The sequence below is a fragment of the Silicimonas algicola genome, from assembly GCF_003970735.1.
GTDB lineage: Bacteria > Pseudomonadota > Alphaproteobacteria > Rhodobacterales > Rhodobacteraceae > Silicimonas > Silicimonas algicola.
Window position 1 is genome coordinate 1,873,055 of sequence record NZ_CP034588.1, and the last position, 22,335, is coordinate 1,895,389.

At 68.3% G+C, this 22,335-nt stretch carries 17 protein-coding genes and 1 riboswitch; of the genes, 6 read left to right on the forward strand and 11 right to left on the reverse strand.

Annotation, left to right across the window (positions count from 1 at the left end; all coding sequences use genetic code 11):
• Nucleotides 1-47 precede the first annotated feature (47 nt).
• A riboswitch (cobalamin riboswitch) is annotated at nt 48-253 on the forward strand.
• A gap of 31 nt (nt 254-284) precedes the next feature.
• Together EF888_RS09310 and EF888_RS09315 are read left to right on the forward strand one after the other, a co-directional pair.
• Nucleotides 285-452 carry a CbtB domain-containing protein gene (locus tag EF888_RS09310; RefSeq protein WP_109758737.1) on the forward strand — a complete coding sequence of 56 codons (168 nt, stop codon included), beginning with the start codon at nt 285-287 and terminating at the stop codon, nt 450-452.
• Between the two features lie 4 nt (nt 453-456).
• Nucleotides 457-1,137, forward strand: coding sequence for a CbtA family protein (locus EF888_RS09315; protein ID WP_109758738.1), 681 nt, complete (start codon nt 457-459; stop codon nt 1,135-1,137).
• A gap of 119 nt (nt 1,138-1,256) precedes the next feature.
• On the opposite strand, the gene EF888_RS09320 is transcribed toward EF888_RS09315, so the two are convergent.
• Nucleotides 1,257-1,571, reverse strand: a complete 315-nt coding sequence (locus EF888_RS09320; RefSeq protein ID WP_164721636.1) for a DUF1636 family protein — start codon at nt 1,569-1,571, stop codon at nt 1,257-1,259.
• A gap of 60 nt (nt 1,572-1,631) precedes the next feature.
• Here EF888_RS09320 and EF888_RS09325 point away from each other — a divergent pair, with 60 nt between their 5' ends.
• On the forward strand, nt 1,632-2,561 hold the full coding sequence (locus tag EF888_RS09325) for a hypothetical protein (protein WP_241239860.1): 930 nt from the start codon (nt 1,632-1,634) through the stop codon (nt 2,559-2,561).
• 82 nt (nt 2,562-2,643) lie between these two features.
• Here the strand turns inward: EF888_RS09325 and EF888_RS09330 are convergent, their stop codons facing one another.
• Entirely contained in the window at nt 2,644-7,200 is a 4,557-nt protein-coding gene (locus EF888_RS09330; protein ID WP_109758739.1) for a MupA/Atu3671 family FMN-dependent luciferase-like monooxygenase, read from the reverse strand.
• 138 nt (nt 7,201-7,338) lie between these two features.
• Complete coding sequence (locus tag EF888_RS09335) at nt 7,339-13,671, reverse strand: type I polyketide synthase (RefSeq protein WP_109759016.1); 6,333 nt, start codon at nt 13,669-13,671, stop codon at nt 7,339-7,341.
• Nucleotides 13,672-13,971: 300 nt separating this feature from the next.
• On the opposite strand from EF888_RS09335, the gene EF888_RS09340 reads away from it, so the two are divergent.
• Nucleotides 13,972-14,637: a YjbE family putative metal transport protein gene (locus EF888_RS09340; protein ID WP_109758740.1), complete on the forward strand. Its 666-nt coding sequence runs from the start codon at nt 13,972-13,974 to the stop codon at nt 14,635-14,637.
• 18 nt (nt 14,638-14,655) lie between these two features.
• Here the strand turns inward: EF888_RS09340 and EF888_RS09345 are convergent, their stop codons facing one another.
• Nucleotides 14,656-15,984 (reverse strand): glutamine synthetase family protein, encoded by a 1,329-nt coding sequence (locus EF888_RS09345; RefSeq protein WP_109758741.1) that lies wholly within the window; start codon nt 15,982-15,984, stop codon nt 14,656-14,658.
• Nucleotides 15,985-15,987: 3 nt separating this feature from the next.
• Nucleotides 15,988-16,812 (reverse strand): ABC transporter permease, encoded by an 825-nt coding sequence (locus EF888_RS09350; protein WP_109758742.1) that lies wholly within the window; start codon nt 16,810-16,812, stop codon nt 15,988-15,990.
• Nucleotides 16,813-16,886: 74 nt separating this feature from the next.
• Here EF888_RS09350 and EF888_RS09355 point away from each other — a divergent pair, with 74 nt between their 5' ends.
• Nucleotides 16,887-17,297, forward strand: a complete 411-nt coding sequence (locus tag EF888_RS09355) for a hypothetical protein (RefSeq protein ID WP_109758743.1) — start codon at nt 16,887-16,889, stop codon at nt 17,295-17,297.
• A gap of 2 nt (nt 17,298-17,299) precedes the next feature.
• Here EF888_RS09355 and EF888_RS09360 read toward each other — a convergent pair whose 3' ends face one another.
• The 5 genes from EF888_RS09360 to EF888_RS09380 all read right to left on the reverse strand — a co-directional run bounded on the left by EF888_RS09360 (nt 17,300) and on the right by EF888_RS09380 (nt 21,132).
• On the reverse strand, nt 17,300-18,160 hold the full coding sequence (locus EF888_RS09360) for an ABC transporter permease (RefSeq protein ID WP_109758744.1): 861 nt from the start codon (nt 18,158-18,160) through the stop codon (nt 17,300-17,302).
• Between the two features lie 134 nt (nt 18,161-18,294).
• A complete protein-coding gene (locus EF888_RS09365) occupies nt 18,295-19,008 on the reverse strand; it encodes a transporter substrate-binding domain-containing protein (protein WP_109758745.1) in 714 nt (237 codons plus the stop codon).
• A gap of 82 nt (nt 19,009-19,090) precedes the next feature.
• Nucleotides 19,091-19,864: an ABC transporter ATP-binding protein gene (locus EF888_RS09370; RefSeq protein ID WP_109758746.1), complete on the reverse strand. Its 774-nt coding sequence runs from the start codon at nt 19,862-19,864 to the stop codon at nt 19,091-19,093.
• A 63-nt stretch (nt 19,865-19,927) separates the two neighbouring features.
• Nucleotides 19,928-20,695 (reverse strand): phosphate/phosphite/phosphonate ABC transporter substrate-binding protein, encoded by a 768-nt coding sequence (locus EF888_RS09375; protein WP_109758747.1) that lies wholly within the window; start codon nt 20,693-20,695, stop codon nt 19,928-19,930.
• Nucleotides 20,692-21,132: a tellurite resistance TerB family protein gene (locus EF888_RS09380; RefSeq protein WP_109758748.1), complete on the reverse strand. Its 441-nt coding sequence runs from the start codon at nt 21,130-21,132 to the stop codon at nt 20,692-20,694. The genes EF888_RS09375 and EF888_RS09380 overlap by 4 nt, the downstream gene beginning before the upstream one ends.
• Before the next feature lie 183 nt (nt 21,133-21,315).
• Here EF888_RS09380 and copM point away from each other — a divergent pair, with 183 nt between their 5' ends.
• A complete protein-coding gene (gene copM / locus EF888_RS09385; protein ID WP_109758749.1) occupies nt 21,316-21,672 on the forward strand; it encodes a CopM family metallochaperone in 357 nt (118 codons plus the stop codon).
• A 46-nt stretch (nt 21,673-21,718) separates the two neighbouring features.
• Here copM and EF888_RS09390 read toward each other — a convergent pair whose 3' ends face one another.
• The gene (locus EF888_RS09390; protein WP_109758750.1) at nt 21,719-22,303 is read right to left on the reverse strand and encodes a hypothetical protein; all 585 of its coding nucleotides are present in this window, start codon (nt 22,301-22,303) and stop codon (nt 21,719-21,721) included.
• Nucleotides 22,304-22,335: the final 32 nt, after the last annotated feature.

Genomic DNA, 22,335 nt, shown 5'->3' on the forward strand with positions numbered 1-22,335 from the left:
GGCGCGAAGCGTCGCCGAAGGCGATGGACAAGGCGGACGGCGGCGCGTTACATGACCCCATGTCCGGTTCCGGCGGAACACCCGTCTGGACTGGAGGGAATGCGGTGCGGGGAGAGCCCCAAGTCCGCAGCCGCCCCCGCGACTGTAAGCGGTGAGCGCCTGCCCGTCGAACCACTCCCGCGACTTCGGGGGGAAGGAGGGCAACGCGCCACGACCCGCAAGCCAGGAGACCTGCCGGGCATGAAACGCAACCCGCCGTCGGGAAGGGCGGCAAGGAGGGACATATGACCACTCACGCGATTTCCGCCGCAAGGCCGGCAACGGCCCTCACGCTTGCCTTCACGGCGATGCTGGGTGTCGGCATCCTCTGGATGGCCGGGCACGCGCAAGCGGCGGCGCTGCACGATGCGGCGCACGACGTCCGTCACGCGACCGGCTTCCCCTGCCACTGAGGCGATGTTTCCAAGACTTCTGACCAGCGCGCTGATCGCTGGTGCCGGGGCAGGCCTTCTGGCCGCGCTTCTTCAACTCATCTTCGTGCAGCCCCTGCTTCTCCAGGCCGAGCTGTACGAGACGGGACAGTTGACGCATTTCGGCGCGGACGGGTCTCCCGCAGGGTCGCTTCGGTTCGCCGGCATCGACCCGCTGCGGGACGGCCTGACGGTCGTGTTCTCGATGCTGGTCTATTGCGGATACGCGCTGATCCTCGTCGCGCTGATGGCGCTGGCCGAGATGCGGGGCGCAGGCGTCGACGCGCGGCGCGGGATTCTGTGGGGCGTCGCGGGCTTCGTGGTGGCGCAGATGGCGCCGGCCGTGTCTCTGGCGCCCGAACTGCCCGGATCGCTCGCGGGCGAGGTCGAGGCGCGGCAGGTCTGGTGGTTCGCCTGCGTGATCTCCGCCGCAGTGGCGCTGTGGCTGATCGCCTTCGGCAGATCCTGGCCTGCATGGGCTGCGGCGGTAGTCCTTCTGCTGGCGCCGCACCTCTGGGGCGCGCCGATGCCGGAGGCCTTCGGCGGGCCGGTGCCGCCGGAACTGGCGGCGCTTTTTGCGGCGAGGGTTCTTGGCGTGGGCCTTGCGGTCTGGGCCGTCCTGGGCGTCCTCGCGGGCGCTTTATGGAACGGAGAAAGAGACGGATGAACCGCGCCATAGCCATGCTTCTGATCGGGCTCGCTCTCGGCTTCGGGATCGGCTTCGTCGTGGCGGCGTCGAATGGCGTCACGCTGGACGGGCACGACCACGCCCTCGATCACTAGCCCTCAGGCCGGCACCCGCGTGACGAGGCGGTGGCGCAGTCGGCCGCAGGGGCGCGCATCCTCGATCCAGCCCGCGTCGGCCTCGAGCACGGCCTTGCAGGTCGCGGCGATGTCGGCGGCGTCTGTCTCGACGTCGATGCCGTCGAAGAGATAGGCGGCAAGGCTCCGACCCTCGAGAGCCAGCGCCTGGGGCGCGTCGCAGCGGCCGAGGCAATCGGCGAGGCGCATGCGCACGGGCAGGTCGCGAAGGGCCTCCGTCAGCGTCTCGGGCACCGAGCCCAGGCAATCGCGGCAGAAGGACAGGATGAGACGGGCCATGCCAAAGCTCTCCGCGATTTCCGCGTGGAAGGGAACCGGGTTTCGCCCTAGCTTCCGGCCATGCCCTCGCTGTTTCGCAAGTTCTCCGCCGCCGTCTTCCTGATCCTCTCGGCCTGCGGGCTGACCCGCTGTGCGCCCGAGCCGATCGACTCCGCCCAAGTCGAAGCGCTGTATTCCGCGCCACTGCCGCCGCCGGAGGGGCCGCTGTCGGTCTACTTCATCGGCCATTCGCTGGTCGGGCGGACGATGCCCGCGATGCTGGCGCAGCTCGCGGGCGAGGGGCACCGCTATGACAGCCAGCTTGGCTGGGGCGCAGAGTTGCAGGCGCACTGGGAGCCGGATGTCCCGCTCGAGGGTGGCGAGACCGAAAACGCCCATCCCCGCTTCCGCGAGGCGCATGAGGCCGCCGACAGCGGCGACTATGATGCGGTGGTGCTGACCGAGAAGATCGGGCTCGAGTCCTCGATCAAGTATCACGACAGCTGGCGGTATCTGGCCCTCTGGACCAAGGCCGCGCGGGAGGCGAACCCGGGGGTGCGGGTCTATCTCTACGAGACCTGGCACGACCGCGACCGGGACGACTGGCTGGCGCGGCTCGATGGCGATCTGGCGCGCCTGTGGGAGCGCGAGATCATCGACCGGGCGCTGGCGGACGAGGAGATCGGCGGGCCGATCCACGTCATCCCCGGGGGTCAGGTCATGGCGGCGATGGCGCGGGCGCTGGAGGCGGAGGGCGGTGTCGAGCGGTTGGCGGACGTCTCGGAGCTTTTCAAGGATGCCATCCATTTCAATGACCTGGGCGCTTACTTGATGGCGTTGACACATTATGCGGTGCTGTACGGCCGGTCTCCCGAGGGTCTGCCGTTCAGGCTGATGCGCGAGGATGGCACACCCGCCGACGCGCCCTCCGAGGAGGCCGCGCGGCTGATGCAGCGGGTCGTCTGGGAGGTGGTGAGGGGGTATGCGCGGACTGGGGTGGCTAGCGGCTAGACGTGCCCTGAACCTGATCCGGGGCCTCGCCAAGCTTGGTAGTCCGCCTGTGGTTCGAGGCCCCGGATCAAGTCCGGGGCTTTCAGCTTCCCCGGCGTTGCCTGAGAGCGCGGCGGGCGTCGGCCATGCTGGCGCTCGCGGCTTCGGACAGGGGGGAGGGCTGGTCGGGCTTCGGGCCGTCGCCGCCGCCCGAGAGCGTCTCGATCCGCTGGACGAGACCCGAGAGCGTGGGCGCGCGGAAGATGTCGGCGATGGACAGGGCCTTCAGCCCGAGTTTCGCGCGGAGCGCGCGGTGCGCCTCGACCGCCAAAAGGGAGTGGCCCCCGAGGTCGAAGAAGTTGTCGCTGGGCTGGATGGGGCCGACGCCCAGGATCTCCGACCAGACGCCGCCCACGGTTTCCAGCAAGGCGCGACGGTCGAAGGGGATGGCTTCGACGGGTGCTGTCGGTGCATTCGCGGCGGCGGGCTGCACCACTTTCGGTGCGGGCTTCGCCTCGGCCCTGGCTTTCACGGCGGCAGGCAGGGCCTTGCGGTCGACCTTGCGGTTCGGCGTCAGCGGGAAGGCGTCGAGCGTGAACATCCGCGCGGGCACCATGTGGGCCGGAAGCTCGGCGGTGAGGCGGCTGCGAAGGGCAGCAGTGTCGGCCTCGCCCATGATGTAGGCGGTGAGTTGCGGCACGCCGCTGGCGTCCGGCTCGGCGGTGACGACGGCCTGCCGGACCGAGGCGTCGGCCTCGAGCGCGGCCTCGATCTCGCCCAGTTCGATGCGGAAGCCGCGCACCTTCACCTGCGCGTCGTTGCGGCCGAGGAAGTCGAGCTTGCCCTGAGCTGTCCATCGCGCGAGGTCGCCGGTGCCGAACATGCGCTCGCCCGCTACGAAGGGATCGGCGCGGAATTTCTCGGCGGTCAGGGCGTCGCGCTTCCAGTAGCCGCGCGTGACGCCCGCGCCCGCGATCCAGAGCTGGCCTGTGACGCCGACGGGGCAGGGCCGCATGGCGTCGTCGAGGACGTAGCAGCGGGTGTTGGCAATGGGCGTGCCGATGCCGACGGTGGTTTCCTCCGCCGTGGCGGGCGCGGTCGTGGACCAGATCGTGGTTTCGGTCGGGCCGTACATGTTGGTGATCGTCGCGCCCGTGACCCGGTTCAGCTCGGCCACCAGCGTCCCTGCCAGCGCCTCGCCCCCGATCATCAGGTGCTTGACGCGCGAGAGCGCCGCGCGGGCATCGTCGTTCGAGACCAGCATCCGCGCCATGTAGGGCGTGCACTGGAAGTGGGTGACGCCGTGCCGTTCGATCTGCGCGGCGATGGACCAGTCCTGCGCATGACCTTCATTTGCGCGGCGCACGACCTCGGCCAGGGTGCGCAGGCCGTCGAGGACGGTCTGGCGCTCGATGCCGTAGTCGATGAGGCAGGCGACCTCGGTTACGCCGAGCGCCTTGACCTCGGCCACGCGGGCCATGGCGTCGTCGATGGTGCCGAAGAGGCCCGACCGCTCGAAATAGCGCTCGAAGGCGAAGTCGAGGATCGCGTCCATCTCCTCGGCGTCGAGACCGGACAGGTCGATCTGGTGCGCGCTTTCGGTGCCGGCGGGACGCTTGAAGGCGGGGAAGGCCCAGGCGTACTGCTTGATGAGGTCGGCGGCCGACCGGAGGTAGTTCTTCATCGGCTCGCGCGCGATCTCGCGCGCCGTCTCGCGGTCGGCGGCAAGGTAGGTGTGCAGCATCAGCGTGACTGCGAAGTCCTTCGGGTCATGCCCGGCCTCGCGGAGTGCTTCATGGTAGATGGCGATCTTCTGGCCGACCTCGTCGACCGTCTGGCCGAGGAGGTGGGTCAGGACGTTGGCGCCGATCTGGCCGGCCTGCTTCCAGGTCTCGGGGTTGCCGGCGGTGGTAACCCAGACGGGCAATTTCGACGAAACCGGACGGGGCTGCGTCACACGCGACACGGTGGTGCCGTCGGCCTTGGTCATCTCGATGGCTTCGCCCGCCCAGAGCTTCCGAAGGTCCTCGATGGCGCGGAACATGGCGGGCTTGTTTGCGGGCGGCGTGTTGGCGGGGTTGAGGACGAAATCGTCCGGCTGCCAGCCTGAGGCGATGGCGAGGCCGGCGCGGCCTCCGGTCAGGTTGTCTATGACGGCCCATTCCTCGGCGATGCGGGCGACGTGGTGGAGGGGGGCGACGCAGGACCCGGCGCGGACGCCGATGTTCTTCGTGACCGCCGCCACGGCGGCGCCGGTGACCGACGGGTTCGGGTAAAGACCGCCGAAGGCGTGGAAGTGCCGCTCGGGCGTCCAGACGGCGGTGAAGCCGTGGTCGTCGGCGAATTTGGCCCCTTCGAGCAACATGGCGTACTTGTCGCGGCCGACGCCGTCGTCGTTGCCCCAGTAGAACAGGCTGAAGTCCATGCCACCCGCGACGGGTTTCGGGTCCGAAACCGCGCCCGCGACCAGCTTTTCCTCGCCCGAGAGCACGACCTTGAAGCCGCGCGCGAGGGTCCAGAACAGTTCGAGGACCGAGATGTCGAAGGAGAGCGAGGTGACGGCCATCAGGACGCTGCCCGGCTCGTGCGGGAGGCGCGCGTCCATGCCCGTGAAGAAGTTCGAGACGTTCCGATGCTCGACCATGACGCCCTTGGGGCGGCCGGTGGAGCCCGAGGTGTAGATCATGTAGGCGAGGCTATCGGGCGCGACAGTGACGCCGGGATCGGTGTCGGGCGCGGTGGAGAGGCGCGGGTCGGCGTCGATGGTCAGCATCTCGGCCGAGGTTTGGAGCGGCAGGGCGGTCTCGCCCACGATGACGCGGGTCTCGCTGTCCTCGATGTAGAGCGCGATGCGGTCGGCGGGATAGGCCGGGTCGAGCGGCAGGTAGGCGCCGCCCGCCTTGAGGATGCCGAGCGCGCCGACGACGAGGTCGAGCGAGCGCCGGACGTGGAGGCCGACGGGCTGGCCCTCGGTCACGCCTATGCCGCGCAGGGTGTGAGCGACGCGGTTCGCGCGGGCGTTCAGGTCAGCGTAGGTCAGGCTTTCGCCTTCGAAGACCAGCGCGGTGACGTCGGGCCGGGCGCGCACCTGGGCTTCGAAAAAGCCGTGGACGGGCGTCGCGGGGGCATAGTCGGTCGCCGTGACGTTCCAGTCCTCGATGACGAGTTTGCGCTCGACCTCGGGCAGGATCGGCAGGGCGGCAATCGGCGTCGCGTCGTCCGCCGTGGCAAGAGCCTCGGCGAGGTGACGGACGCGCGCGGCGAAGAGCCCGGCCTCGGACTCGGTGATCCGGGCGAGGTCGGCGTGAAGCGTGGGCGTGCCGTCGAGAGTGAGCGTCAGGGCAGGGCCGGGTATCGCTCCGACGTCCGAGATCGCGGCGTCGGGCAGGCGGCGCTCGGACAGATCCGGGCAGCGCGCGGGCAGGTCCGTGGCGAAGCCGGGCGCGGTGCGTGCGGCCTCGAGGGCGGCGCGGAAGGCTGTGGCGGCGGTGCCGAGTTTGCCCGCGGGGTCGGCGCGGAACGGGCGCCAGGGCGACAGGCCGGGTGCTGTTGGGCCGACGTAAGCGAGGTCGACCGCGGTGCCGTCGGCGCGCGCCGCGACGATCAGCGCGAAGGCCAGCGCGGCGCTGTCGGTGTCGAGGCCGTCGAGCGTCTCGGACCACTGACCGGAGGCGCCGGTGTCCGCGCACCAGAGTGCCGGGCGATAGTCGGCGAGGCGGCGCATCCAGCGGCCTTCGGCGCGCACGACCCCGGCGATGGCGGCATCGATGTCGGTGGCCGAGACGGTCGTGCCGGGGGCGACGGGCAGGACGAGGGGAGCGCCGAGCGGATCGGTGAGGCCGGAGAGGCGCAGGCGACCCGCGCCGGTCGCCAGCGTCAGCCAGCCTTCGCCTGAATCGACGACCTGGCCGGGGGTACCGGAGCCCTCGGTCACCTCGGCCTCGCGTACGAGGATCATGCGGCTGCCGATCATCAGCTTCGCCGTGGCGACGGGGTTGCGATAGTCACCGTGGTTCAGCGCGCGGACGATGCGGGCGAGATCGACGGCCGGTTGCGACGGATCGAGGACGCCGCTGCCTGCCGGGCGGTCATGGCGGCCGAAGTAGGTGCGTTGTGACAGGTCCTGTGCACGGGCCTGCGGCGCGCCAGAGGACAGCGCGTCCAGCACCTCGTCGAAACTTTCGATGGCGGCGGCGAAGCAGCGGGCGTTCAGCGTGAGCGCCGTGTCGCTGTCGGTGACGTTGACCTGCCGCTGAACGAGGATGCGGCCCTCGTCGACGGCGCCCTCGATCAGGTGCCAGGTGATCCCGTGGGACGTCTCGCCGTTCAGGATCGCCCAGACCGGCGCATTGAGGCCGGCGTAGCGCGGCAGCGGGCCGTCGTGGAAGTTGACCGCGCCCTTCGTGGCGGCGGCCAGGACGGAGTCGGACAACATGTCGGTGTTGGCGACCGAGAGGAACCAGTCGACGCGATCACCGGCCAGGAGTGCCACCATCGCCTCGTCAGTCACGGCGACCGGAAGACCGGCCTTTTCGGCCCAGGCGGAGACGCGGGAATCATGGGTGAGGACGGCGCGGATCCGGTTGCCGGCGTCGAGACACATCGCGCCACACTGAATCGTCAGATTGTCGTTGCCAGCCAGCAGGCAGTCGAACGCCATCACCTTTTACCCCCTCCGGTCAAAAAAACCCCACCCGGAACGGCGCGACCCTATGGTCCGCGCCCGATCCGGGAAAGCCCCTGCAGGTCAGAAATCCGCGACGTTGCCGAATCGTCGCGTCGCGTCGCGAAGCAAGGATCACTCCGCGGCGCGCAGATGCCGTCCGACGAAGGTACGCTTCTTCGGTTCGGACGCTTCGAGCACGGCGCGCATCCGTGCGGCCAGAACCCGAACGTTCGGCTCGAGCACCATCGAATCGTGGTCGCCCGGCACCTCGAAGACCTCGATCTTCGGCGCGTGCGGCCGCCAGTCATTGGCCTCGTCGATCAGGGTGCGGTCGGACTTGACCCAGCGGCCCGGTGCAACCTCCCACCGCTTGTCGAGCGGCGGGCGGAAGAGCGTCATCGCCCCGGCCCAGTCGCTGACCTGGTAGGTCGAGATCGCCTTGCGGAAGGCGGCTTCGATCTCGGCGTTGTGGAATTCGGTCGACGAGGTCTCGAAGTCCTTTGCCCGGCGCTTCTCGATTTCCCAGGCGACGCGGCGCGCGGCCCAGTTCCAGAGATACCGCGGACCTTCCTCGCGCAGCCTGATGCGCTGAAGTGCCATCCGGTCGCGCCGCGTCATCTGCCGCTCCTGCGGCAAGGGCGTGTCGAGCAGGATCAGCGAGGCGATCTCTTCGCCGTCGCGGGTCAGTTGCTGAGCCATCTCGAAGGCCGTCAGACCACCGCCCGAGAACCCGCTCAGCATGTAGGGGCCCGAGGGCTGGATCTGGCGGATCTCGGCGATGCAGTCGGTCGCCGCCTCGACAAGGTTGTCATGGGGCGCGTCGCCGCCCAGGAGGCCACGGGCCTGGAGGCCGTAGACCGGGCGGTCGGGCGACACGAGGTGCGCGAGGTGCCGCAGGTTCAGGACGTTGCCGAACATGCCCGCCACGATGAAGAGCGGGGTCTTCTCGCCGCCCTGACCGTGGTGCATCGGCACGAGGTGGGTGAACCGGCGCGCGGGGGTTGCCGTCGAGCCCGGGGGCGCTTCCGCCCCGTCCTCGCCTTCGGCGCCGCCGCCGTGCTGAACGATCAGGACCGCGCATTTGCGGATCGTCGGCGCCTCGAAGAGGACCGAAATCGGGAAGTCGACGTGGAAGGCCGACTTGACCATCGCGAAGAGACGCACCGCGATCAGGCTGTGGCCGCCGAGGTCGAAGAAATTGTCCTCGGCGCCGACGCGGTCGATGCCCAGAAGGTCGGTCCAGAACTTCGCCAGCCGCCGTTCGATGGCGCCTTCCGGCTCGACGTAGTCGCTGTCGAGGTCGGGCCTCTCGAAGGTCTGGCCTTCGGCCTGGCGTGGGCGGGCGTCATGCTCGACCTGGGCGATGAGACCCTTGAGGTCGAGCGAGGAGACCAGAACCTGGGCCTGGGGCGAGGCGAGGGCGCGGAGAAAGAACTGAGCGCCGTCAGCGGGTTGGATGCCCTGGCTCACGTTGTGGCGCAGCCGCTCCTCGGCAGGCGACAGGGTGCGGGCCGCGGCGCGGGCCGGTTGCGCCTTGCGCGCGGCGGCGAACTTGATGCCGCCGGCAAGACGGCGGATCGTGAAGCCGCGGATCTCGGCGCAGACGACACCGTCCGGGGCGCAGAGGGTGATGTCGAAGGTCGCGGTGCCGGAGCCGGCGTGATCCTCGGGCAGGCGTGCCCAGCTTACCACCTGCGAGGGCAGCGCGCCGAAGACGCGGACCGAGCCATAGGAGACGGGCACCCAGAACTGGTCGGGGGCATAGCCTTCGATCAGTTCGACGGCCCAGCCGGTGGCGATGTCCATGAGACCGGGGTGCAGGTGATAGGCGGTGTCGCCCTGGGGCAGGACGAGATGTGCGACACCCTCATGCTCGCCAAAGTGCATCGAGCGCAGGACCTGCCAGCGCGGTCCGAACCTGAGGTGATGTGCCTGCGGCGCGTCCAGAGTGCCGGCGCCGTCCGGGAAGACGCTGCGCGGGCAGCGCGCGCCGATCTCGTCGAGATCGAGTGAGGCGGGCGGGATCATCGGCAGGAGACGAAGCTGCGCCTCGGCGTTCAGCTCGAAGGTCTTGCCGTCGAGTGCCGAGCGGATCTGCATCCCGTACCCGCCGTCCTGCCGGGGCAGGGTGACGCGGACCGAAGTCTCGCCCTCGTCCTCGACGCGAAGCGGCGTCAGGAAGGTCAGGTCGCGGATTTCGAAGGCCGCGTCGCGTCCGTCGGCGGCCAGCGCCTGCGCTGCGAGTTCGAGGTAGCCCGTGCCCGGCAGGAGGGAATCGCCCGCCTTGGTGCGGTGCTCGTCCAGCACCCACTGGTCGCGGGTGCGCCAGCGCGAGACGAAGGTGCGGTCGCCGTTTTCGTCGCGGGTCGCGCCGTCGAGGAGCGGCTGCCGGACGGGTTCGGGCGTCTTCTCGACATGGGTGTCGCGCGCCTCGATGGCTTCTGCCGCCATGCCGACCTCGGCCCAGACGCCCCAGTCGATGGCGAGCACGCGTGTGCTTCCGCCCTGGCGAGCGTTGGCGAGGGTGTTGAGGTACTCGTTCGCGGCGACGTAGTCGACCTGACCCGCCGGCGCGGTGGCGGTCGAGGACGACGAGAACAGCACCATCCAGTCGAGCGAGCCGTCGGGGAACAGATCCTCGAGGACCTGGGTGCCATAGACCTTGGGCGTGAAGACCTCGGAGATGCTCGCGGTCGTCTTCGACAGGATCGGCGCGTCGGCGATGGCGCCGGCGGCGTGGATCAGGCCCGATGGCTTGCCCCAGGTCTCGGTCACCGTGGCGACGGCGCGGGCCATCTCCTCGGGGTTCGAGACGTCGGCGGCTAGGCCGAGGAACTGGCCGCCTTCCTTCTCGAGCCGGATCAGGGTCGACAGGCGGCGGGCAAGGGTGTTGCCCTCGGGCGAGCGGCGGATGATGCCCTCCCAGTCCGCGCGCGGCGGCAGGGCGGTGCGGGCCACGTAGGCGATGCGGGCACGGGAGCGGCGCACCAGCGCTTCGGCCAGGGTCAGGCCAATGCCGCCCAGGCCGCCGGTGATCATCACGACCGACCCTTCGGCGATGCTCATCTCCTCGGTGGCGGGCAGGGCGGTATGCGCCCAGTCCTGCACGAAGCGCTTCGAACCCCGGACGGCGGCGACGGTGTTGGCGGGCGTCGAGAGAAGCTCTTCCAGGACCGGCACGATCAGCGCGCGGGCGCGGTCGCGACCCGAGTTGCGCAGGTCGAGAAGGCTGCACGTCAGACCCGGAAACTCGCGCGGGATGACGCGGAGGGGGCCGAGCACAGTAGCTTTCGCGGGATAGCGGATATCCTCGTCGCGGGTGCGGAAGGTGTCGGATGTGAAGACCGAGAGGTGCAGCTTGCCGCCGTCGACCGAGGCCCAGGCGCGGGAGAAGTGGAAAAGCGACCAGAAACCCTCTTCCTGGAGCCGGTGGAAGAACGACGAGCCGGGGCGGTACTTCTCTTTCCCCGTCACCATCCAGAAATGCGCGAGACGGGTCGGCATCCGCTCGCGGGAGGCGAGGTCCCGCACCAGGCTTTCATAGGTCGTTTCGCCCAATTCGGGCGCGACGACATAGGATTCGGGGCCAGTTCGGGCGAAGGTGTCGCCCGAGCGGACGTCGATCACGCGGTGGCCGGCCTGGCGCAGACGCTCGACCACGGTCGAGCCGAGCCCGGTGTCGTCGACGAACACCAGCCAGTCCTCGGCCGGGGCCTCGTCGAGGCCGGTCGAGACGTCGATGGCGCAGTCGGCGTAGGTCGGTTTCCAGACCGGCTTCCATCCCCACTGTTCGCGGTCCTCGATCCGCATCAGCCAGTCGCGCGCGGCCGTGGCCTCGACGCGGTTGCCGGGCTCGATGAAGTAGCGCTTGCGCTGGAACGGGTAGGACGGCAGGCGCACGCGGCGGCGCGCGGCACCGGCCCAGATCTGCGACCAGTCGAAGCGACCGCCGGCGGCCCAGACGCGGCCCAGCATGGTCACGAAGAAGGTGTCGTCGGTGACGGCGTCCTTCGGATCGCGCAGGGTGCCGATGACCTGGTTGCGCGAGACGTCGGGATTCTGGGCGGCGAGCGAGATCATCGCGCGACCAGGTCCGACTTCGAGGTAGAGGCGGTTCTTCTGCTCGGCCAGCGTCGAGATGCCGTCGGCGAAGCGGACGGTTCCCCGAAGGTGTCCGACCCAGTAGTCGGGATCGGTCGCCTCGGCCTCGGTGATCCACGTGCCGCTGCGGTTCGACACGAAGGGGATGGCGGGCGCCTTCAGAGTGATCGAGCGCAGGTAGGCACCAAAGTCGGCCAGGATCGGTTCAAGCATCCGGCTGTGGGCTGCGATGTTGATGGCGATGCGCTGGCAGTCGATGCCGTCGAGCTTCAGCGCCTGCTCCAGCCGGTCGAGCGCGGCCATGGGGCCGGTGGCGACCGTCAGCGAGGGCGCATTGATCGACGCGATGTCGAGGTCGGGCGACAGCCGCTTGCGCAGATCCGCCTCGGGCAGAGCCACCGACAGCATCCCGCCGTCGGGCACGGTGTCGAAGAGGCTTCCACGCAGGTGGACGAGGCCGATGCAGTCCTCGAAGCTCATCACGCCGGCGAGGCAGGCGGCGGTATTCTCGCCCATGCTGTGGCCGATGAGGGCCGAGGGCTTCACGCCCCAGCTCATCCAGAGCTGCGCCAGCGCGTATTCCACGATCATGATGAGTGGGAGCTGGACCGAAGGCGTCTTGAGGCGTTCGTCGGCCGCGCGGAGCGCGTCCGCTTCCGGCAGCCAGAGCGCACGGACGTCGTAGTCGAGCTTCGGCTCGAGGACGGCAAGGCCCTTGTCCATCCATTCACGGAACACGGGTTCGGTGTCGTAAAGGTCGCGGGCCATGCCGGCGTATTGCGCGCCACCGCCGGGGAACATGAAGACCACCTCGGGATCCTCGCCCACGACCGACTGCGTGAAGACGCGGCGGGGATCGTTTTCGCGCAGGAGCGTGGCGGCTTCCTCGGCGCTTTCGGCGACGACGACGCGGCGCTTGTCGAAGGCGTGGCGGCCTTCCTTCAGCGTCCAGGCGATGTCGGCGAGGTCGTCGTCGGTCGCACGCAGGTGGTCCGACAGCCGCCCGGACGCGGCGTCGAGCGCGGTTTCGGAGCGGGCGGACAGGGTCAGAAGTTGGAACGGCCAGGCGCTTTCCTCGGAGGCCGGCGCCTGGGGCGCTTCCTCGATCACGGCGTGGGCGTTGGTGCCGCCGACGCCGAGAGAGTTGACGCCCGCGCGGCGCGGCGTGGCGCCCTTGGGCCAGGGCGTCAGCCTGTCGTTCACGCGGAACGGCGAGGTGTCGAAGTCGATGGCGGGGTTCGGCGCCTCGTACCCGAGCGTGGGCGGCATCGCCTCGTGGTGCAGAGCGAGCGTTGCCTTGATGAGCGAGGCGACGCCCGCCGCCGTGTCGAGGTGTCCGATGTTGGTCTTGACCGAACCGATGCGGCAATAGCCGGTGGCATCGGTCGAGCGGCGGAAGGCCTCGGTCATCGCAGCGACTTCGATCGGGTCGCCGAGGTAGGTGCCGGTGCCGTGGCATTCGACATAGCCGATCTGGTCGGCGGTGACGCCTGCGGCCTCTTGCGCCATCGAGATGGCGTCGGCCTGTCCGGACACGGAGGGCGCAAGATAGCCCGCCTTGTCGGCGCCGTCGTTGTTGATCGCGGTGCCGCGGATCACGGCCCAGATCGGGTCGCCGTCGCGGATCGCGTCCTCGAGCCGGCGGAGCGTCACGACGCCCGCGCCCGATCCGAAGACGGTTCCCTGTGCGCGGTGATCGAAGGCGCGGCAGTGCCCGTCGGGCGAAAGGACCTCGTTTTCCTTGTAGAGATAGCCCTGGCCCTGGGGCAGCTCGATGGTCACGCCGCCGGCCAGCGCCATGTCGCACTCGCCGTTCAGAAGCGCCTGCGCCGCATAGTGGACCGCGACGAGCGAGGTCGAGCAGGCGGTCTGCAAGTTCACCGACGGACCCTTCAGGTCCATGAAGTGGCTCACGCGTGTCGACAGGAAGTCCTTGTCGTTGCCCGTGTGCCGAAGCAGGAACATGCCCGTGCCGTCGACGAGGTCGGGGTTCGAGCAGACGTTGAAATAGAAGTACGACCCCATCCCGCAGCCGGCGAAGACGCCGATCTTGCCGCCGAAGGTATCGGGGGCGTGGCCCGCGTTCTCGAGCGCCTCCCAGGCGGTCTCGAGGAACTGGCGATGCTGGGGATCCATGATCGCGGCTTCCTTGGGCGAAAGCCCGAAGAAGTCGGCGTCGAAGTGGTCGAACTCGTCCAGCGGCGCGGCGTAGGGGACATAGTCCGGTCGCGCGGCCAAGTGCGCAGGCACGCCGGCCGCCTCGAGATCTTCCCTGTCCAGCTTCCGGATGGCGCAGGTGCCATCCCGAAGGGTTCGCCAATAGCTTTCCGCCCCCACGATTCCTCCCGGAAGCCGCATGGCCATGCCGGTGATCGCGATGCCCGTTCCAATGTACCCGCTCACGCTTTCCACACTCAATAAATCAACCGAGAATCATCCTACCAAACATTGAAACCAAAGTCGGGCGGAAATGGAACAAACACCGTCCACAAAAGGGAAAAGTCGTCGCAGAGACACAGGTCCCTCAAAAGCGGCATCTAATCAGGGGATTAGGAAACCGGGCGCCGGTCCACCTCGTGAAAAGGCCGTGATCCGGGCGGCCTTGCAGTTCCCGGCGGCGGGGACCATGCATGGCGCCACGACCGCAGAGGACGACGCGCCCGCATGATCGAAATGCTTCTGGACTCTGGGAAGATCGTCGTCGCCGACCTGATCCTGTCGGGAGACAACGCGCTCATCATCGGCATGGCAGCGGCAAGCCTGAGTCCGGACCTGAGGAAGAAAGCCATCCTCTATGGCATGGTCATGGCGGCGGGGCTGAGGATCCTCTTTGCGGTGGTGGCGACCAGCCTTCTGGACGTGAAGGGTCTGCTGTTCATCGGGTCGCTTCTGCTTCTCTGGGTGTGCTGGCGGCTTTTTGTCGAGATCCGCGCAGGTACGGAAGACGCGGCGGCCGACAGCATGGGCGCGGCGGACGATCCGCAGTCAGGCTATACCGGCGCGCCGCGCCGCAGTCTGCGCCAGGCGCTCTTGTCGATCGCGGTGGCCGACGTGTCGATGTCGCTCGACAACGTGCTGGCGGTCGCGGCGATCGCGGACGGCGACGAGATCATGCTGATCCTGGGTCTTGGCCTCGCCATCCTTTTGATGGCCTTCGCGGCGACGCTGATCATGAAGCTTCTCACGCGGTTTCCCTGGATCTCGTGGCTGGGACTCGCCGTGCTGCTCTACGTCGCCTTCGAGATGCTCTATCGCGGTACGGTCGACCAGACGCTTGGCGTCGGGCCGATGCTGGGTCTGATGGAGGGCTGGCCCACGGGCAAGCACTGAGGCCCGAAGCCGCCCCGGTCACACGCTGTCGAGATAGAGATCCGTCTGTTCGGCCTCTGTCATCCCGTCGAGTTCGGCCACCTCCTGCCGCTTGGTCATCACATAGTTCCGGATCAACTCGGGCGGCAGGATGCGCTTCATCATCGGGCTTTCCTCGAACTGCTTGATCGCGTCTTCCCATGTCGTGGGGATTTGCTCGAGGTCGCGTTCGTAGGCGTTGCCGGTGATCGGCTCGGGCGGCTCCATCTCGTCTTCGATGCCGATGAGGGCCGCGCCGAGGATGGCGGCGAGGATCAGGTAGGGGTTGGTGTCGCCGCCCGCGACGCGGTGCTCGATCCGCCGGGCCGAGTGAGGGCCGGAGGGAATGCGGATCGCGGCGGTCCGGTTTTCGTAGGCCCAGGCGACGCCCGTGGGGGCGTGGGCCTCGGGGACGAGGCGCTCGTAGCTGTTGGCGTGGGGCGCGAAGACCAGCGTCGAGGGCGGCATCGCCGCAAGGCATCCCGCGACGGCGTGGCGCAGCATGTCGGTCCCGCGCTTGGTGCCGTCGTCGAAGACGTTCCGGCCATCCTCGAGAAGCGAGAAATGGACGTGCATCCCGTTGCCCGAGGTGTCGCGATAGGGCTTGGCCATGAAGCTGGCCGCGAAGTCGTGCTTGCGCGCCAGACCCTTGATGAGAAGCTTGAACAGCCAGGCGTCGTCGGCGGCGCGAAGAGCGGGGCCGTGGATCAGGTTGATCTCGTATTGTCCGAGCCCGGCCTCGGAGATGGCCGTCTCGGCGGGAATGTCCATCTCCTCGCAGGCGTCGTAGAGCTCGGAGAAGAAGGTGTCGAAGCTGTCGAGGGCGCGCAGCGACAGGATCTCGCCGCCAAGCCGGCGCTTTCCCGATCGCGGCGACCGGGGCGGGCGCAGGACCTCTTCGCTGTCGTCGATCAGGAAGAACTCGAGTTCGGTCGCGCAGACGACCTCGAGGCCGCGCTCGCGGTAGCGGGAGAGAACCGCGTCGAGCGCGTGGCGCGGGTCGCCCCGGAAGGGTCCGCCCTCGTCGGTGAACATCCACATCGGAAGCATGGCCGAGGGCGCATCGAGCCAGGGCGTGGTGACGAACCCCCGGTCGGTCGGACGCAGCACGCCGTCGCGGTCGCCGGATTCGAACACCAGCGGGCTGTTCTCGATGTCGTCGCCCCAGATGTCGACGTTGAGCGCGGACAAGGGCATCCGCACCCCGTCATCCAGCGCTTTCGCGCCAAAGCCCGAGGGCATCCGCTTGCCGCGCGCCTGCCCGTTCAGGTCGGCCACGGCGGTCGAGATCATGCGGATGTCGGGTCGGGATCTAAGCCAGTCCTTCATAAGTCACCGGATCACTTTCGGTCTGTAGCGGATGCGTCCCGCCCGGTCCGGCATGTGCCGGTTCAGCCGCGCGTTGGCCATCGAGAAGACCTGGATCACGCAGAGCGTCAGCAGGATGAAGAATGCCGCCACGATCGGGTAGGGGACGAAGGGGTTGAACGTCTTGTCTGCGAAATACTTCGCATAGTAAAGCGCGTCGCCTTGCTGCTGCCACGCCGGAAAGCCCGAGAAGAAGACGAGCGTGGTCGCGTGGAAGAGAAAGATCGCCTCGTTGGTGTAGGCGGGCCAGGCAAGCCGCAGCATGGTGGGGAAGGTGATGCGGCGGAAGCGCGCGAAGCCCGAGAGGCCATAGGCGTCGGCCGCCTCGACATCGCCTTTCGGGACGGCGCGCAGTGCGCCGTAGAAGATCTCGGCCGAATAGGCCGAGGTGTTGAGGAACAGAACCACCAGCGCGCCCGCCCAGGCCCGCGTCAGCCATCGCGTCTCGGCGGTGATGCCGAAGATCTCGATGCCCTCCTTGGGCAGAAGGACGAAGGCCTCGTAGGCGAGGAAGAACTGGATGAAAAGCGGCGAGCCCCGGAAGACGAACACGAACCACTCGCAGGGCTTTCGGATGAAGGCGTTGCGCGAGAGCTTTCCCACGGCGATGGCGGTGGCGAGGAAGAAGCCGAGCATCAGCGCCAGCACACCGAAGTAGATGTTCCACAGCATCCCCGAGCCGATGAGCACGACCTGGTCGCAGAGGGTGAAGTCTGACCTGGGCAGCAGCCTCTCGCCGAAGCCCAGCGAGCGAAGCCCGTAGCTTCCGAGGGTGTCGAGGCAGCTCATGCGCCGCGCCTTCTCGCGGCGCTTGCGTCCTGGCGCGGCGCGGCTAATCTCGCGCCGACGGGGAGATTCCGCCGATGCTTGTCGTTCTGAAGGTCGTCCACCTTTACGCGCTGATCCTTGGGTCGCTTGGCGGCATGGGGACGGGCATCCTGATGTCGCGCGCCGAGGGACCGCCGACGGTGCAGATCACATCCGTCCTGAAGCTGTTCAAGACTTTCGGCATGGTGTCCATCGCGCTTCTCTGGCTGACCGGTCTTCTGCTCGTCTGGATCGAATTCGGCACGCTGACGCTCGGGCCGGCGTTCTACGTCAAGCTCGTCGCGGCGACGGTGCTGACGGCGCTGATCTTCGGCTCTGCGTCCATTGCCGCCAGGGCGCGGGGTGCCGGTACGCCGCCGGACCGCGCACTCATGGAGAAGCTCGGCAAGGCCTCGGCGCTGATGTCCCTCGTCGCCATCGTCTGTGCGGTGATCGTCTTCAACTGACGTCATGCCGCGTGTCCCAGGGACTGGCCGTGCGACAAGCGGCGGTTCAGGCGGCGGAAGGCGATCTCGGAGATCTGGGTCAGCCCGAGGTAGAACACCAGGAGCGCCAGGAAGTACCAGAGGCGCCAGTCGGGGTGCGGATACTCGAACATCCCGCCCTTGGTGCCGCCAAGTTCGCGCGCCCAGTAGACGATGTCCTCGACGCCCAGCAGGAACAGAAGCGGCGTCGCCTTGACGAGGATCTGCCAGAGGTTCGACAGGCCCGGCAGGGCATAGACCCACATCTGCGGCACGAGGATGCGCCAGAAGGTCTGCCGCTCGGACAGGCCATAGGCCTCCGCGGTCTCGAGCTGCGTACGGGGAACGGCGCGCATCGCGCCATAGAGGACGTTGGCCGCGAAGGCGCCGAAGACGATGGCGAAGGTCAGGACGGCGATGAAGAAGTTGTAGGTCTCGTGGACCCACTGCGGCGAGGTCGAGAGCGGCAGCTTCGCCGCCGGGCAGACGATGAAATCGCTGCCGCGCCGGATCGGCTCGGTCCAGTCGGGACAGAAGGCCTGGTGGCGCAACCATTCCAGCCCTTGGTCGAGGGCGAAGACGAAGAACAGGAAGAAGACGATGTCGGGCACGCCCCGCACGATGGCGGTGTAGCCCTGACCGAGCCAGCGCAGGGGCGCGATCCGGCTGCGGGCCGCGACCGCGCCCGCAAAGCCGAAGGCCAGCGAGGCGGGGGCCGTGATGGCCAGAAGGACAAGCACCGTCAGGATCGACAGATAGGCGGCCAGGTGCTTTCCGGTCGTCAGATAGCAGGCCAGCCAGGCCAGGCCGTCGATCGCGGAAGGGTCGGTGCAGAAAGAGAAAATTTCGCCTGTCTCCGGGCCGTGACGCTCGTCGGCAGAGTTTAGCCGATCGGGACAAGGATACTAGGGCCGAGATGCCGGGTGCCCGAGGCAGGTCGTCCGGGGCGGCGCCGGAAGGGCCGCCCCAAGCGTTCCGCCTACCAGGCGGAGCTGACTTCCCATTTGGCGATGAGCTCGTTCAGCGAACCATCGTCCTTCATGGACTGGATCGCGGCGTCGAACTTTTCCTTCAGCTCGGTGTCGGACTCGCGCAGGCCCATGCCGACACCACCGCCGAGAGCCACGGGGTCGCCCACGGCCATCAGGTCGGGGTTCGCCTGGATCGAGGTCTGGATGAAGCTGTCGTCCGCAAGGACCGCATCGGCCTCGCCGTTCATGACGGCCGCGATGGCTTCGTCCGGCGAGGCGAACTCGACCAGGGTAGCTCCGCTTTCGGCGATGTAGCCGGCCTGGATCGTCCCGGTCTGGGCCGCGATGATGCCGCCGGCGAAGTCGATATCCTCGGACAGCGCGGCATAGGTCGACGGGTCAGGCGGCGTGTAGGGCTGGGTGAAATCGATGACCTCGTCCCGTTCCTCGGTGATCGACATGCCGGCGATGATGGCGTCGTAGTTGCCCGAGACGAGGTTCGGGATGATCGAATCCCAATCGTTCGTCACCCATTCGCAGGTCAGCTCGGCGCGCGTGCAAAGCTCGTCCCCGAGCGCGCGCTCGAAGCCGTCGACCTCGCCCGCGTCATTGATGAAGTTCCACGGAGGGTAGGCACCTTCGGTACCCATTCTTATGACGTCCTGCGCCAGCGCGGGTCCGGCCAGCGCAAGAAGCGTGGCCGTCACGATCGCGGTCTTCATTGGTTCTCTCCCATTCGTTCAGCGATACGATAGGGTTAGTCGATCCGCGAAGATTGACAAGACTGCCGCTACGGAAACGCGCTCAGGCCGAGACGTGAGACAGGAACTGCCGAAGCCGTTCGCTTTCCGGCTGGCTGAAGAGGCGATCGGGGGCGCCTTCTTCCTCGACGAGCCCTTGATGGAGGAAGACGACATGGTCCGACGTGTCGCGGGCGAGGCTCATGTCGTGGGTCACGATCACCATGGTCCGGCCTTCCTCGGCCAGCGCCTTGATGACGCGGATCACCTCCTGCTCGAGCTCGGGATCAAGGGCGCTGGTGGGTTCGTCGAAGAGAAGTGCGCGCGGCTCCATGCAGAGTGCGCGGGCGATGGCGGCGCGCTGTTGCTGGCCGCCTGACAGCTGGGCCGGCCAGGCCTCGCACTTGTCGCCGATGCCGACCTTGGCGAGGTAGCCGCGCGCGGCCTCCTCGACCTCGGCCCGGTCGCGTTTCAGCACAGTGACGGGCGCTTCCATCACGTTCTGGAGCACGGTCAGGTGGGACCAGAGGTTGAACTGCTGGAACACCATCGAGAGGTTCGTGCGGATGCGCAGCACCTGGGCGCGGTCGGCCGGATGCCGGGCGGCGCCCCGGCCCTTCCAGCGCACCGCCTCGCCTTCGAAGAGGATGTCGCCCTCCTGGCTGTTCTCGAGGAGGTTGGCGCAACGAAGGAGCGTCGACTTGCCGGACCCTGACGAGCCGATGAGCGAGATCACCTGGCCCCGGTTCGCCCTCAGGTCGACGCCCTTGAGAACCTCGAGCGCGCCGAAGCTCTTGTGGAGGTTCCTGATCTCGATGACGGCATTGGTGTCGGTCAAGGGCGGGCCTTCGGTCCTGTGTCGCCCGCGAGTTAGACGTGATCTGCGGGCAAGCGCAACGGCTTAGGCGGCGGGCACATCCTGCGAGGGCGGGGCCGGGATCGGCACGGCGAGGTAGTCCGCCGCGGGAATGCGGACGAATCCGCGGATGTGAAGCGCGTCGAGCGTCGAGGGTTCCGCGGCCGCGAGGGCGCTTTCGACGGCCTCGGCGAGACGGTCGGGATCGTGGCTGCGGGCCGCGATCAGGGGCAGGCCGGGTGTCGGGCGTGTGGTGCCGATGACGCGGAGGCGTCCCGTGGTGCCGGGCAGCGAGCGGCAGGCGAGGCGCCAGGTCTCGGCGTCGATGGCGGCGATATCGGCGCGGCGCTCGGCCACGGCGCGGAGGCTGGCGCGATGCGCGCCGGTGTGGAGCGAGCGGGTGAAGCGGAAGCCCGCGTCTGCGGCGGCGGCCTGAGGGGCGGCCCAGCCCGACTCGCTGTCCTGCCCGTTGTAGGCCAGCGTGCGGTCCGAGAAGTCGGCGAGGTGTCCTGCGGCGTCGCGGTGGACGACGAGGACGGAGTTGTACCAGCCGGGCGGCGCGTCGGGCAGGCCGTGGTCGAGGGCGCCGACGAGGGCGACCTTGCCGTGAAGCCGGGTGCGGTAGGGCATGCCGCAGCTTTGGCCGAGGACGAGGTCGGAGCTTTGCCAGTGATCCCAGAGACTTCCGTGGCGGGTCAGGGCGTCGGGCGCGTCGATGCCGCGGGCGCGGATGGCGTCGCGGAGGTGATCCCAGAGCCTGTCCCAGTGATGCTGCTGGTGGGGCCAGTCGTACATCGCGAGGGAGGCGATCATCCCCTGTTTTCAACGCGTTGGCGGGCAAGCGCGCTGTCGCGGTCGTTGATCCCCAGCATCGGCGCCACGAGGCGCATCAGGGCGTCCTCCTCGTGGTCTCGTTCGCCGTCGGCCAGGACGATTTCCCACAGCGCCTCGACCACTCCGGCGCGGTCGTCGTGGGGCACGGCCTCCTTGATGGCGCGGGTGAAGCGGACTGTGTCGGGCGCTTCTTCCTCGAGGATTTCCGCGTCTTGTCTGAGGTTTACGACCTCGAACGGCCCGAGCCCGAAGCGGCTGGCGAGGATGCGGTCGATGCGCGAGACCTCGTGGGGCGAATAGGTGCCGTCGGTTCGCGCGATGCGAACGAGGAGCGCCGCGAGGGCGATACGCGCGTCGGGCACGGCGAGTGGGGCGGGGTCTGGCGCCGTCAGGCGGCGGAGGAGGTCACCGAACATGCGGCTCATATAGCGCGGCCCGGCGCGGGTTTCGAGGGCATCGGCATCACGTCGGTATCACGTCGGTATCGCGTCGGTGCGACGCACCCCTGATCGAGGGAACGTCACTGGACCGGCGGACCGCGCCACACCATCTATGAAGCGACAACGCCGGGCGGTCCGGCGGCAAGGGGAGACGGCAGGATGAAGCGGACGATATTCCTGGGCACGGGTGCCCTGGCGGTGGCGGGCGGTCTGGCGATGGCGCAGACCGGGCACGAGGGCCACACGATGGCGGGCGATGAGACGCCGGCGACCATCGCCTACATGGAAGCCAACGCGCGGATGCACGAGGGCATGGCGATCGAGTTTTCGGACAACGCCGACGCGGACTTCGTGCGCGGCATGATCGCGCATCACCAGGGCGCGGTCGACATGGCGCGGATCGTGCTGGAGCACGGGAAGGACGCGGAGGTGCGGACTTTCGCGCAAGGCGTCATCGACGCGCAGGAGGCCGAGATCGTCTGGATGGAGGACTGGCTGGCGCGGAACGGCGGGTAGCGTTGGGGGAGGGGCGCGCAACGGGCGCGCCCCCTTTTGGTTCGGATCAGTCGCGGACGCCGGCGGCTTCGGTGTCGAACGTTTCCGCTCCGGCCGTCGAGGTGCCATCCATGTAGAAGGCTGTCCCGTCGTCGCCGTAGAGGAATCCGTCAATGTCGACTGTATAGGCGGCAGAGGCAGTTCCATTGGTGAGGGTCCCGTCGCCGCTGACAGCGACGCCCGCGCTCGTGAGAACATCGCTGACCTCGCCGTCGAGCCCGATCACGCCATTCCAGCCGCGAGCATCCGTCCAGTAGAAGTTTGCGATCTGACCATCCACGTCACCCGTCTCGAGGTCGGCGCGCATCCCGAGGTCGGCGTAGTAGTCGGCGTCGAGACCGACTCCCTCGATGGTGCCGACGTAGGATACACGGCCGGAGCTCGGCAGCTCTCCGAGGACAGTGGTGCCTTCAACTGCTTCAACGGTCAGAGCATCAGCGACCGCGTCATCATGCGCGATGCCAGCCGCCGTGACGTCCGCGCCGGAGCCGATGTAGAGCGACTCATTGCCGGGCAGGCCGTAGTCGTCGTTGCTGCCGCAGGCCGCGATGAGGGGCAGGATCGCGAGGGGTGCAAGTGCTGTGAGTTTCATGGGTTTCCTCCAGTTGGGTGGGGCCGGGAACG